Source organism: Pseudarthrobacter sp. MDT1-56, from assembly GCF_059383555.1.
Genome location: NZ_JBWZCK010000005.1, coordinates 240,265 through 253,729, shown reverse-complemented (window position 1 = coordinate 253,729; position 13,465 = coordinate 240,265). Strand labels below are relative to the sequence as shown.

Below are 13,465 nucleotides of genomic sequence, written 5' to 3'. Positions count from 1 at the left end.
AGCAGGCCCGCCAGAATCGCGGCCATGTGATTTCAGAGATCGTCTTCGGGCCGGGCGGTGAGGATCCGATTGGCGCTGACCTGCAGGATGCCGAGCGACTCCTGGATCAGGGGCGATGCGATGCTGCCCCTGCGCACCGCTGCGACAATGCGGCGCATTGGCTTCCCCTTGCCAGTAATGCGCAGTCGAACCACGTTTTCGGCACTGTGCAGGGGCGCCAGTCGCGGCAGCAGGCCCACGCCCAGCCCTGCACCAACGAAGGCGATCTGGGTTTCCCATTCAACGGCCTCATGGGCAATCCGCGGTGTCACCCCGACTGCCGTGAACGCCGCGGTGAATAGGGAATGGTACGTGGAACCGGCGGCCTCGGTGATCCAGGGTTCCGACGCCAGCTCTTCGAGCATCACCGTCTCCCGCGATGCCAGCGGGTGATCGGCGGGAATGATCACGTCCAGGGGATCGTCGAGCAGAACGGTCTGCTCGAAGCGCGGATCGTCCTCAACATAGGTGTCGGACTGCATGGCGATGATTACCGCGAGGTCGATGCGCTCGGCCACCAACAAGTCGAAGCAGCGAGCCGGGTTGGCCTCGAGTACCTGTACCTCCAGCAGGGGGCGTGTTGAGCGCAGGGTGGCGGCCAGCGGCGCGAGCAACTGGGCGGCTGCCGTGGAGAATCCGCCGAGGCCAAAACGGGACTGCACCTGGTCGCCGGCCTCCATGGCTGCGGCGCGCAGGCTCTCCCATTCCGCAATGAGCGTGTCCGAGCCCGCCACGAGAAAGCGGCCCGTGGCGGTCAGCCGCACACCCCGGCCGTCCTTCGTCAGCAGCTGCATGCCAAGCACGCGCTGCAGCTCCCGCAATTGCGCGGAGACGGCGGAGGGGGAATAACCCATGAGCTCCGCGGTTGCGCCAACGGTGCCGCACCGGGCGAACACCCGAAGTGTTATGAGCCGTGGATCGATCATGCACCTATTGTGCACTGTTATATCCTAAATGTTGCGCTTTTGTTGCAGATCGATCGTCCCTAATCTCATGACTACTAGGTTTTCGACAACGCCGGTTGCACCCACCAACCCGTGGTCCCCACGATTCGCACACTTACCCAGCCCTCCCGGGAGGAAACACATGTCTGCTCCAGTGAACGTGCCACTCAATTCACGTGGAAAACTCGCTTCATCAGTGCCTGCCGAGCAGCTGGCGGAAATCACCGAGTTGTTCGATTTCCGGCGCGTGGGATACTCCCTCGATGCCCCCTTCTACACCGATCCGACGATTTTCAACATCGACATGCAGGCCATTTTTGGCCAGCACTGGATCTTTGCCGCCAGCATCGCCGAGCTCCCGGAGCCGGGCGACTACGTCACCGTCGACTACGGTCCCTACTCTCTGATCGTGCTGCGCAACGACGACGGCGGCGTGAACGTCCTCCACAACGTGTGCCGCCACCGCGGCGCCCGGGTCCTGACCGAACCCGCGGGGACAACGGGGAACCTGGTCTGCGGCTACCACTCCTGGACCTACTCCCCCAATGGCGATCTCATCCATGCCTCGGCGCCGGGGGAAAAGAAGTTCGACAAGGGCTGCTTCGGGCTCAAGCGCGCCCACAGCCGCGTGTTCGCCGGACTCATCTTCGTCTGCATTGCGGACGAACCGCCGACGGACTTCGACGAAACCGGAGAGATCTTCGAGCCTTACCTCGCGCCCCACGATCTGTCGAAGACGAAAATCGCCTACCAGCAGAACATCATCGAGGAGGGCAACTGGAAGCTCGTCATGGAGAACAACCGTGAGTGCTACCACTGCGACGGCCACCCGGAACTCGCCTGTTCACTCTTTCCCACCTGGGGCCTGACGGAGGGCCTGATCCCGCCGCATCTCGAGGAGGTATGGGACCGCAACAAGGAAGCACAGTCCTCGCTTGAGGACCGTTGCCGCCGCTATGGCCTTCCCTATGAGATCGTCGAGGAGCTCGACACCCGCATAGCGGGAATCCGCATCTCACGAGACTCGCTGGACGGTGACGGCGAATCGTTCTCGCCCGATGGGCGCAGGCTCTCCAAGAAGCTGCTCGGTGACTTGCGGGACTTCCGCCTGGGCCGCTGCTCGATGCACCTGCAGCCCAACAGCTGGTTCCATTTCCTCGGGGACCACGTCATCACGTTCGCCGTCTTCCCCGTGAACGAACACCAGACACTGGTACGCACCACCTGGCTAGTGGCTGACGACGCCGAGGAAGGCGTCGACTACGACCTGGAGAAACTCACCCACACCTGGAAGCAGACCAATCTGCAGGACAAGGCGTTCGTGGAGCTGTGCCAGAAGGGCGCCGGCAGCCCCGCCTACGAGCCCGGCCCGTACATGAAGAGCGAATACCAGGTCGAGGCGTTCATCAACTGGTATGTGCAGCGCGTGCAGGAGCACTTGGCATGATTGAACTCCGCACCGTCACGGCAATCCAGGAACCACAGCGCATCCGCGGTCTTGAGATGCCGTGGAACAGGGTGATGGGCAGCACCGAGGGACCCGCCCGTGCCGCCCGCGCGCTGGGTCCCTGGCATCCGCAGGAGTTCATGGCCGAATGTGTCGAGACCGTTCCCGAGGTGGGCGGCATGATGACCTTCGTGTTCCGCCGCTCCGACGGCGCGCCCCTGGCGTTCCGTCCGGGGCAGTACGTGAACGTCGCCTTTCCCGTCAACGGCGAGGACCACGACGCGGTGGACCGCAGCTACTCGCTGTCCAGCTCCCCCACCAAGCCGTGGACCTTCGACATCACCGTCAAGTGTGACCCCACGGGACTGGTCTCGCCGTGGGTGCACGAGAACGTCAAACCCGGCACCGTCCTCGAGATGCTCGGACCGGTCGGGGCATTCCACCTTCCCGACGCCGACCGGCGGGCACGCTATCTCTTGCTGGCCGCCGGCGCAGGCATCACCCCCATCATGTCGATGTTGCGGACCATCCACTCCCTGCCCGGACAGGCCGACGTCGTGGTGCTCTACCACGGAGCGGCGGCCGGAGGCTTTGCCTTCCACCAGGAGTTGGCCTACATCGCCTCCGTGGACTCACGGATCAAGGTCTTCTACTCCCTGGGCGACCGCAGCCGACCCGAGGGGTGGGAAGGGCTCACCGGAAGGCTGACAGCGGCCATGCTCGACGAGGTGGCTCCCGATGCCAACGGCCGCCAGGTCTATGCCTGCGGCCCCGAGGGGTACCTGAATACCGCCACCGAGCTCCTCGAGAAGGTCGGCGTCGACGACACCTCCATCCACATGGAATTCTTCTCGGGAGACCGCCAGACAATCCTTGAATACCAGGCGGAGCTCGCGCTTGCAGTGGACATTGCGGAGGAAATTGCCGAAGAAATCGCCGATTCCGCCGAGGACTACTACGAAAGCCAGCCCACCGCGTTCGGGCTCTACGAGCCCGGCTACGACGCCGAAGGAACCCTGAAGGCCACGGGGCTGCCGCTGGAAACCGTCGATCCGGACGCGCCCTGTCCCGAAGCCCCCGACGGCACTCCGGACGTGGGGCCGGAAGCCGGGTCCCCCGATGCCTCGAGCTTCGACACGGTCGGAACGGGACCTCTCACCCTGTCCTTCATGCGCACCGGCATCAACGTGCGCATCGACCCCGCCGAACACATCCTCGGGGTCGCCCAGCGTGCAGGCGTCAGGATCGGCGCGAACTGCAAGGAAGGCATGTGCGGCTCCTGCAAGGTCGTCAAGCTTTCCGGGGAGGTCGAGATGAACCACCAGGGCGGGATCCGGGCACGGGAAATCGATGCAGGCAAGTTCCTGCCCTGCTGCTCCACCGCGCGGACCGATCTGGTGATCGATGCGTAGTCGCGTTTAGCTGCTGCAGGCCGGACAGCAGCAGGGATTGTTTTCATGGCACGAATAGCCGCACCCACCGGCTCGAGGGGCAGGTGCGTTCAGGATGCCGCCCCCCGTCCATCGCCAGGCGGGGGCCAACCAAGGCACCTAAGCGTGGCCACCTGTACTGTGTCCCGCGGCGGGCATATCCTGCAGAAAGACCCGTTCCTCACCGGCAGACACCGGAGGTACCCCATGGAAATGCCCAAAGCGTCCGACGCCGACAAGGACCACTTCCGCTCGGTGTTGCCGGAGCTTCCCGAGGTGGTCATCAAGCCGATGTTCGGGAACCTCGGCGCCTTCGTGAACGGCAACATGTTCGCCGGCCTGTTCGGCCCCACCATCGGGGTGAAGCTGTCCGCAGCGGACAGGGAACTGCTCGAAAGCTCGGAGCGGACGGTTCCATTCGGGCCCGCCGAGCGCCCCATGGGCGGCTACACCGGGTTACCGGACATCTGGAACGCCGAGGGCGACGGCGACCAGGCGCGGGCCCGGGCCTGGGTGGAGAAGGCGTTCGAGCATGTGGCCGGACTCCCGCCCAAGGCTCCCAAGGTTCCGAAGGCGAAGGCCGCGAAGGACTAGCCATGCTTTCCCCCGCCGCAGGCCCGGTCCACGAGGTCGACACCCTGGTGATCGGCGCGGGGCAGGCCGGCCTGGCCACCAGCTACTGGCTGAGCCGGGCCGGCGTCGAACATCATCTGCTGGAGCGGCGGCCGGAACTGGGTGGCGCCTGGCAGGACCGCTGGGATTCGTTTTACCTGAACACCCCCAATTTCTCGTTCCTGCTGCCTGAGCTGACCTATGACGGCCCCGAGCCGGACGCCTTCATCCCCCGGGACGAGGTGATCGGGCTCTTCCGGAACTACGCCGCGAGGATCGCGGCGCCGGTCCTGCTCGGCACGGAGGTGACCCGGGTCGCCGCGGCCAACGGCGGCTTCGCCGTGGACACCACCCACGGCCGCTGGCAGGCTCGGAACGTGGTCCTGGCCAACGGCGCCTTCCAGCTCCCGCGCATCCCGCCGGCCGCCGCTGCGCTGCCAGGGCACATCCGCCAGCTGCACAGCCACGACTACCGCAACCCGCGGCAGCTCCCCGGGGGCGCCGTGCTGGTGGTGGGCACCGGGCAGTCCGGCGGGCAGATCACGGAGGACCTGCTCGACGCCGGCCGGGAAGTCCACCTCTCCGTCTCGGCCTGCCCCGAGGCCCCGCGGCGGTACCGCGGCCGGGACGTTTTCCACTGGATCCTGCAGGTCAACCTCCACGGCCCCGACTACGGCATCACCGGCCTCCAGACGGACCAGCTCCCCTCCCCCGCCGCGCGCTTTATGTGCAACCCGCTGATCTCCGGCAACGGCGGCGGCCACGGCATCCATCTGCGGGACCTCGGCCGCCGGGGCGTCCGGCTGCACGGCCGGTTTGAGGCATCGGACGACGGCGACCTCGTCTTCAGCGACGACCTCCCCGCACGCCTCGCCCTGGTGGAGGCGGGGTTCGGCGCGCGGCTGGGGCGGCTGGCCGACGCCTACATTCACGCCGCCGGCATCGACGCTCCGCCCGCTGATCCTGCGCCGGTGGACGACTGGCTGCCGGCGGACTCCGGGGCGGGCCTGGACCTGGCTGCCGACGGCGTCACCTCGGTTATCTGGTGCACCGGCTACGGCCTGGACTTCAGCTTCCTCGACGTGCCGGTACTCGACGAGTGGAACTACCCGCGGCACAGCCGCGGCGTCACCGAGGTCCCGGGTCTCTACGCCGTGGGCCTCCCCTGGCTCACCAAACACCTGTCGGCCACGCTGTCAGTGGTCGGCGACGATGCCGAGTTCGTGGCGGCACACATCGCGGCCCGCTGACCGAGGCTGCGTTCCGGCCCGCGCTGACGCCGGCTAAAGGCAGCTGGGCTGGTACGCCGGATCGGCGGGGCCGGAGGCCTGTCCCAGTGCGTGGGCCACGAACTGGTGCACCACGGGGTCGTTCGGCGTCTGATCGTGCTCGAAGACGTCGGCCGGGCACTTGTCCTGGATGGTGATGTTGGTGACCTGCCGTGCCGGGCCGCTCAGGAACTGGCTGTTGTAGGGGATGACCACTTCGTCGTAGACCGTGGAAAGGACGGTGTAGGACGGGCCGGCAACGGTGTCGCCGATGGAGTTGAGCTGCTGCATGAAGGCCGATCCGGCCTGCTGGTCGGCGCAGGCGGCACAGCCCAGGCCGGTGTAGTCCGGAGGCGGGACGAAGCCCGGCGGCGGGACGATCACACCTTCGGTGCCGTGGTTGGAGGGTGCGATGCCCACCAGGTGACGGACGTTCTTGGCTCCGCCCAGGAAGCCCATGTAGTAGCGGGGCATCATGCCGCCCTGACTGTGGCCCACCAGATCCACCTTTTTGGAGCCGGTGGCAGCACGTACCGCGTCCACGAACGGGGCAAGTTCCTTCGCGGATTCGGCCACCGGCGCGGTGGCATACACGCCGTTCGTCTCGCCGTAGTTGAGGGCGAACACGCAGTACCCCGTGCTCTTCAGATAGGGCGACAGGGTGGACCAGTTCTTGGCCATGCTTTCGAAGGTCCCGGGCACCAGGATGACGGGATAGGGGTGCTCGGCGGAGGGCTTGCACGTCCAGTCGTTGGCGCCGGGCGGGGCGACGTCAAGGGTGCCTGCCTGGGCGGGAGCCACGGTGAGGGAGCCGGCGAGGACCGCGGCGGCGGCGATGGACAGGGTTCTGGTGAGCAGTGACATAGAAACCTCTTTGTTCGTGTGTCAGCGGGTGGGACCAGCCGCGGCTGCCGGTTCTTCGTGCCGGTCGAATCGTTACCGCGGTCCTAGAATGCTAGGCAGGTCAAGGGCCCATGCGGCGTGGACTGCACGCATGTGCGCGAAATTGGGCCGCTCAGCTGAAGCTCGTCTTCCACGGCAAAACACTCTCATTCACCCCATAGCTACTGGTGAGTAGCTATTCTGGCTCGGGCCGCTGGCCCAGTGACGGCCGGGAGCATCTGCACAAACGTTCACTTCCTGCGCGGCGGGAACAGCTGGTAATGGACGAAGCCGGCACTTCGACGGTGTTGGACTACGTGTCCTCACCAAAGAGGTTGATTGAGTGACTCACTCGCCACGACCGTGCACCGGTCTGGCGTTCGCTGGGGGCTCTCCGACCTCGTGGATGGTATGGCCGCCGCAAGCCGTCTTGGTTACGCTGGCTCGCTCGATGCGCGACACGGTGAACCATCGCATTGCGTTGCGCAGTCGGCACCACCCAACTAGGTACCACTGGCCGTTCGTGGAGGCGAACAGCACTGGCTCAATGTCGCGGGTGGTCGTGGTCTCGTCGCTCGATGTGTAGCGAATGCGGATCACTCGCTGCTCGGCCATCGCCTCCTCCAGCGCCGACCTGATTGTGCGCGAAGAGGAGGGAATCGCGTTGACCCAGACGCGGCCGGCCAGCTCGTCGGCTCGTGCCCGGGTTCTGGGATCGAGGACGTCCAGGATCTTCTGGATCCCGGCTGCTGCCAGATCGGCGTAGGGAGCATCTGGGGCAGCGGACACGGCCGCCATGAGCGCCACGGCCTGCGCTGGGGACAGGCTGACCGGCGGCAGGGACGCGCCTACGGCCAATCCGTAGCCACCGCCCGGACCAGGGCGAGACCATACGGGCGCGCCGCTGTTCTCGAGCGCAGCGAGGTCTCTCTTGACTGTGCGCACGGACACGCCGAACTCTCTCGCCAGCCGCTCGGCCGAGCAACCCCGTGATCCGTTACGGCGCAGCATCTCGGAAAGGGCATGGAGCCGCTCGACTCGCTTCACCGTTCAGCCCGCAACAAATTCATGACACAAATAGTGACATACACCTGCCCGTAGCGCATAAGAGCGTAGTGCCATGACAACTACTACAAGCAGTCCGACCATCATTCTCATCGCCGGCCACTGGCTGGGCGCTTGGGCGTGGGATGAAGTCCTTGAACACCTGACAACCGACCACTCCCGTGCGATCGCGATGACACTGCCTGGTCTCGACGGGGACGATCCCGAGCGTGCGGCGAAGACTCTCGACGATCAAGCCGCAGCGGTACTGGACGTCATCACTCAACTCGGGGTCTCCAAGGATCAGCCCGCAACTCTCGTCGCTCACAGTGGGGCGAACGCCCCCGTCAGCCTCGTCCTCGACCGGCACCCTGACCTTGTCCATCGGGTGGTGTGGGTTGACTCCGGCCCTGTGGCGACGGGAAGCGTCTTCGCCCCAGACCTCCCGGAGGGGTTCGAGGAGCTTCCGCTGCCGTCCCTCGACGTTCTCGCACAGCAGGCGAGCCTCGAAGGCCTGAGCGCCGAGGTCCTCGAGCGTTTTCAGGCCCGGGCAGTCCCTGAGCCCGGTCCCGTGCTTCGTCAGCCCGTCGACCTCACGAACGATGCCCGCCGCAAGGTTCCCACCACCCTGGTGTGCTGCTCGATCCCGAGCGCGCAGGTGCTGGAGCTGGCCCGAGGAGGCCATCCCATGTTTGCCGAAGTCGCGAACGTCGAGCACCTCGACGTCATTGACCTCCCGACGGGGCATTGGCCTATGTGGAGCCGTCCCCGCGACCTCGCCCAGGCCATTCAATCAGCGGCCTCTCGAACCAACTGAACTGCACGTACAACCTGAAGGGGTCAGCCGAGTCCGGCTGGCCCCTTTCCGTCTCCCAGGGAATTCATGACACACCCAAACGCTACTCTCGACGGTGATGCCCCGCTGGTTGAACCACTCAACAGCACGAGCGAGCAGCGACTCCACAAGGACTGCTTCCTTCATCTTCGCAACCCGGGTGTCGGCATTCGCAAACCTGCCAAAACATCTAAGACTTGCGGGCCCGACGGTACGCTCTCCCTAGCTGCAGCGCAGCAGGGTTTCGACCGAACTGAATATCGAGGGGAGACGACTGAATGGTGGAACTGAAACGCATCTACTGGAGCCGCCACGCTCTGCGTGCGGCTTATTCGGCTGTGGTTTTGTGGTTGGCGCCTCCGTCGTCCTGGCGCTCGTGCCAAAGGCGAACCCGGCCGGCAGCCGCAGCGCTGCCACCGTCGCTGAAATTCTTCGCGGCATGGTCGACGGCGTTCTGGCTGCGGTCACGGTCCCCGCGCTTTTGCTGGTGGTTCTGATGATTGTTGCCCTCGTCATTCGGGCCAGAGACGTGAGACGCCGGGACCCGGTCCGGCGTTTCAGCCGCCAGCAGCGCCTGGAGGGCATGGCCCGCGCCGGTGGCCAGTGCGATATGGAGTCCGGACTCCGGCGGCGGTGCCCGCTGCCGGCTGAGCACGGTGACCATTTCTACCCGTGGTCCAAGGGCGGATCCACCAGCCTGCAGAACTTCGTCGCGGCCTGCGCCAGGTGCAACCGGACGAAGGGCGCGAGGGTTCCCTCGCCCGGTCAGCAGGCAAGGATGGAACAACGACGGCGGGAGTACGTCACGCCGGCCGGTTCCGTCAGCGTCGGTGCGCGGCAGCCGCTGTCCTGAGTGGGCCGGGTCGAACCCGCGCGGTTCCTCGCTGAATGCAGTCGGAAATCCGCCGCCGGCGTGTGAGGGAACCGGGGGGAAGGGAAGGCGCGGTCGTTCGCCCAGTGCGCATACTGCCAGACTAACGGTCAGGGAAGTTTCGGGAAGGAGACAGGATATGACGTTCCAGCCATACCGTTCACCGTCAACCGGGTGCGAGTTACGCGCCGTCCTCTTCGACACCTTCGGCACGGTGGTGGACTGGCGCGCCGGCGTCGCCCGGCAGGCGGCCGCCTTCGCCGCGACACATGGGCAGGACCTCGTCGCTGAGGCGTTCGCCGATGACTGGCGCGCCCTCTACCAGCCGGCAATGGAGGCCATCCGCTCCGGAGACCGCGAATTCGCCACCCTGGACAGACTCCACCGCGAAAATCTGGACCAGGTGCTCCGCCGCCACGGCTTCGATCCGGACGGGCTGGACGCAAGAACCCTGGAGGAGTTGAACAGATCCTGGCACCGTCTGCCCCCGTGGCCGGACAGCCTGGAAGGTCTGGCCGCCATCCGCCGTAGCTACATCGTGGGCCCCCTCTCCAATGGCAACACCTCGCTGCTGTTGGACATGGCCAGAAACGCCGGCCTTCCGTGGGACGTGATCATCGGCTCGGACATGACGCGCACGTACAAGCCATTGCCCACGGCCTATCTTCGGACTGCGGAGTTCCTGGACCTCAGGCCCGGCGCAGTGATGCTCGTGGCCGCCCACAACAACGACCTGCGTGCTGCCCGCGAGGCTGGACTCGCGACGGCGTTCATCGCCCGCCCCACCGAATACGGCCCGGGCCAGGCTGCGGATCTGACGCCGGAGAGCGATTGGGACCTCTCGGCGTCGAGCATCACCGAATTGGCTCACAAGCTCGGGGCCTGAGCTTACGTACTGGCCGCGGTCACCGTCCCCGGGCTTTTCCTGGTGGTTCTGACAATGGTTGCGGCCGTCATCCGCGCTAGAGACATCAAACGCCGGGACCCGGTCCGGCGTTTCAGCCGCCAGCAGCGCCGGGAGGGCATGGCACGCGCCGGTGGCCAGTGTGAGATGGAGTCCGGCCTCCGGCGGCGGTGCCCGCTGCCCGCTGCCCGCTGCCCGCTGAGCACGGTGACCATTTCTACCCGTGGTCCAGGGCGGATCCACCAGCAGTTCGGACGATGACCTGCCAGCGGAGCGTGACGTGCGTGGCGGACGGCGTGGTTAGGCGCAAGCGCCCGGACTCGAGCGGCTTGCCTATTCCCCGGCGTCTGTGGGCTGACGCGGTGTTCCCGGATCCGCTGGAATGGCGCCGGCAGAGTTTCGAGTGGTCCCGCCACGACACATGGCACCCGGGGATGATCGGCCACCTAGCGTACTTCCAAGAGACGCGGGACACGTACCGCAAGGCCCAAGGCCTGAAATAGTGAAGAAAAGGAACTGCCACGACAGTAGCTAGACTCAGACCGTGTTCCTAGACGTGATTCAAGTAGAAGTAGTTGGCGGCGACCCCTGGGCTGCGCTCATGCCCGCAATCGCAATACTGATTTCTTTGGCCTCGGTGGGGCTGACATTTTGGTTCCGGTGGTCGGATAGCGCCAGAATCGAACTCAAAGTTGGCACGGCCATAGTCGGCACGGACCCCGCCGACTATTTCGTCGCTGTCACAGCGACCAACAAGGGACGTACAGGAACGACGGTCATTCAGTCCGTCGTGCTGGTGCCGAATACGGGGGGAGTGCAGATGACTCCGACTCGGTACCAGCCGTGGGAGGATCCTCTGCCTTGGACCCTGGGGCCCGGGCAGTCAAAGACGCGCTATTTCCCTCACGAGTGGGTGGCGAGCGCTGCAAGGGATAACAAACTTGACCCCCAAGGCTTTCGTGCCGTGGCCACTTCGGGACACGGAGACGCTAAATCCAAGCTGACGGACTGGCCGATTCAGCTTGTGGGGCAGTAAGAACTCCCGCCCCCCGGCCAGCAACATTCTGACAACATCGGGCGGACTATGCGTTATCTCGTGTGATGAAATCCTAAGATTTAGCAGATGTCGCGCCACCGCACGAGTCCTCAATGGGTTCTAATCCCACCGTCACCGCCAAGGAAAACCCCCGGTAATCCGAGGGTTTTCTGCATTTCCTGGGCCTTCATGGTGCATTTGTGGTGCATCTTCACGCGGCGGGTGATCCGGACAAGGTGGTCCACCGCGGCCGCAAAGACTTCAGCGGAAGCGCGGCTCAGTTCAGAAGACTGAAACGTCGTCCGGGATCTGGCCGGTGGCGCTGACCGCCGTATCAACGAAAGTCAGAAACAGTCGGATGACAACAACCCATACGCAGCCGCACCCCGTCGAGGGGGTCTTACGATGGGCAACCTCCTGAGAATCGGCAAGAATCGATCCGAGCCACGTGTTGTTGTTGCGGCACACCTACACCACGAGGGGTCGGTCTAACCGGGCGGGCCCGATGATCTTACACGGGCGAATGCCATGGCATACGTCCGCGAGCAGGTGGTTGTAGGCAGTGAATTCCCCAAGACACCCCTTCCCATTTAGTTGAACTTCATCGCCGTCGGAGGTAACCGCTGCAGGTTCAGTTGCGCGTATGAGAACCAGGGCGAAGCCGTGGCCGAACGAACCGAGACGCGGCGCTTCTATGACCTGTTGCCCTCCCCGTGCCTGGCCTCATTCCGAGGTCGGCTGGTCATCGAATGGGTTGGTCACGCGATCAACTGGGCGAAAGGGGCGAAGTCACTCTCGGATTTCACGTCACTGAAATCGCCGATTCCCTGGCGCCGACATTCCAGGGATTCGGTGAGCTGATCCTCTCATTCAGCAAATTGCAGTCGGTCATTGAGGACTCACGGTACGCGAGCTGGCGTCAGGTGCTCAAAGTCAGTGCCGAGGGAAACGTCTTCGACTGGGGGTACCGGCTTCCCGGCCGCCGACGGCTAATCTCCACGGCGGCGGGGGAAAGCCGTCAGGACTCCAGGTGGAATTCGACCCGATACCTCATGAACCGGATGTTCCTTGCAATGGACAGTGCCCGACGGATTTTGAGGTCGTCCTCCTGGGCGATGATGACACCCTCAACGCTCTGTCCTCGCTCGAGTAAGGCTTCCTGGACGAACCCCATGTAACGCTGGATCTGGCCGACCACGGCGTCGCTGGCCCTTCCCCGCTTCAGCTCAACAACGAGGAGCCTGGTACGGTCCTTGCTGATCGCGAGAATGTCCAGGGGTCCGGTGTCGGTAGGGTACTGCTGGCCGGCCGGCTGGCCGTCCTCCTCGTAGATGTCGTATTCCCGACCCAAGGCGGTGCTTCGCCAGTTATGGACCAGGAAGTCCTCGAGCTGCTTCTCCATTTGGAACGCGAGTTGGTCCTCGACCTGGGCGGAGATCGCTTGGGCGATCGGTTGCGCCGGGTCTGCCAGCTGCGTGAGAGTGGCCAGCTCTGCAGTGTGCGCGGTCAGCTGGAAGACCGTCATCAACGAGCCGGCCGAGGAGGCCAGGGCGGGGCTCATGTCATCCCTGTTCAGGGACCCCTTCCAGTCGACGCGGCGCCGGTGCGGAAGCTCAGTGCCGGGATGATACTCATAGTCCCCGGCGACGTTTCCGTACTGGTAGGCCCGGCCAGGTTTCGGGGCAAGGACCAGGTCGCCTTCGCTGATGCCTTCGCAAGCCGCCCACAAGTTCCCCATCGAGAGGCCGGCAGAGATGCGGCTCTTGTCCGGGTACATATCAAGGAAGACACTGTTCATCGCACCCCGGAACGCCTCGGCCCCGCGGCCAAGGTGGGGCTTGATGTCATAGTCGCCGATGAAGTCGACCCCTATGTAGCCGGCCTCAATCATCTCTTCTGCGTTCCGGCCGCCCGTGCCCTGGCGGACTATCCATGCTGTCGTCATTTCTCTCCCCGGTTTTGATGACCCGGCAGGGCCAGTCGTTCTTCCTGCTTTGAACCTATCCCAGAGGGCTGCCCTGGTTGTCGCGCCCGCGTCGATCATCCGGATTTCCAGCCCGGGGCGCTTCCGTCCCCTTACCGGCGGCCCGCTATTCGATTGGGAACACTTTTGTTAGGCGGCGGGGCGACTCTAGCAAGTCGGCGCCACCCAA

11 protein-coding genes are annotated in these 13,465 nt (G+C 64.9%); 7 read left to right on the top strand and 4 right to left on the bottom strand.

Annotated elements, in window-relative coordinates:
* Window positions 1–32: 32 nt before the first annotated feature.
* Complete coding sequence (locus AC50YC_RS09445; RefSeq protein ID WP_494953274.1) at window positions 33–965, bottom strand: LysR family transcriptional regulator; 933 nt, start codon at window positions 963–965, stop codon at window positions 33–35.
* 160 nt (window positions 966–1,125) lie between these two features.
* Between AC50YC_RS09445 and AC50YC_RS09440 the strand changes: the two genes are divergently transcribed.
* The 4 genes from AC50YC_RS09440 to AC50YC_RS09425 all read left to right on the top strand — a co-directional run bounded on the left by AC50YC_RS09440 (window position 1,126) and on the right by AC50YC_RS09425 (window position 5,722).
* Window positions 1,126–2,430 (top strand): aromatic ring-hydroxylating oxygenase subunit alpha, encoded by a 1,305-nt coding sequence (locus tag AC50YC_RS09440; protein WP_494953273.1) that lies wholly within the window; start codon window positions 1,126–1,128, stop codon window positions 2,428–2,430.
* On the top strand, window positions 2,427–3,842 hold the full coding sequence (locus AC50YC_RS09435) for a ferredoxin reductase (protein ID WP_494953272.1): 1,416 nt from the start codon (window positions 2,427–2,429) through the stop codon (window positions 3,840–3,842). Before AC50YC_RS09440 ends, AC50YC_RS09435 begins: the two co-directional genes overlap by 4 nt.
* Window positions 3,843–4,067: 225 nt before the next feature.
* Window positions 4,068–4,454, top strand: a complete 387-nt coding sequence (locus AC50YC_RS09430) for a TfoX/Sxy family protein (RefSeq protein ID WP_494953334.1) — start codon at window positions 4,068–4,070, stop codon at window positions 4,452–4,454.
* A 2-nt stretch (window positions 4,455–4,456) separates the two neighbouring features.
* Complete coding sequence (locus AC50YC_RS09425; RefSeq protein ID WP_494953271.1) at window positions 4,457–5,722, top strand: flavin-containing monooxygenase; 1,266 nt, start codon at window positions 4,457–4,459, stop codon at window positions 5,720–5,722.
* Between the two features lie 33 nt (window positions 5,723–5,755).
* On the opposite strand, the gene AC50YC_RS09420 is transcribed toward AC50YC_RS09425, so the two are convergent.
* The gene (locus AC50YC_RS09420) at window positions 5,756–6,604 is read right to left on the bottom strand and encodes an esterase/lipase family protein (RefSeq protein ID WP_494953270.1); all 849 of its coding nucleotides are present in this window, start codon (window positions 6,602–6,604) and stop codon (window positions 5,756–5,758) included.
* 366 nt (window positions 6,605–6,970) lie between these two features.
* Window positions 6,971–7,669, bottom strand: coding sequence for a helix-turn-helix transcriptional regulator (locus AC50YC_RS09415; RefSeq protein WP_494953269.1), 699 nt, complete (start codon window positions 7,667–7,669; stop codon window positions 6,971–6,973).
* Window positions 7,670–7,742: 73 nt separating this feature from the next.
* Here AC50YC_RS09415 and AC50YC_RS09410 point away from each other — a divergent pair, with 73 nt between their 5' ends.
* The 3 genes from AC50YC_RS09410 (at window position 7,743) to AC50YC_RS09400 (ending at window position 10,258) form a co-directional block, all read left to right on the top strand.
* Window positions 7,743–8,483: an alpha/beta fold hydrolase gene (locus AC50YC_RS09410; protein ID WP_494953268.1), complete on the top strand. Its 741-nt coding sequence runs from the start codon at window positions 7,743–7,745 to the stop codon at window positions 8,481–8,483.
* A 364-nt stretch (window positions 8,484–8,847) separates the two neighbouring features.
* Window positions 8,848–9,354, top strand: coding sequence for an HNH endonuclease (locus AC50YC_RS09405; protein WP_494953267.1), 507 nt, complete (start codon window positions 8,848–8,850; stop codon window positions 9,352–9,354).
* Window positions 9,355–9,511: 157 nt separating this feature from the next.
* Window positions 9,512–10,258: a haloacid dehalogenase type II gene (locus tag AC50YC_RS09400; RefSeq protein ID WP_494953266.1), complete on the top strand. Its 747-nt coding sequence runs from the start codon at window positions 9,512–9,514 to the stop codon at window positions 10,256–10,258.
* A 2,072-nt stretch (window positions 10,259–12,330) separates the two neighbouring features.
* Here the strand turns inward: AC50YC_RS09400 and AC50YC_RS09395 are convergent.
* Window positions 12,331–13,257, bottom strand: a complete 927-nt coding sequence (locus tag AC50YC_RS09395) for an endonuclease NucS domain-containing protein (protein WP_494953265.1) — start codon at window positions 13,255–13,257, stop codon at window positions 12,331–12,333.
* Window positions 13,258–13,465 lie beyond the last annotated feature (208 nt).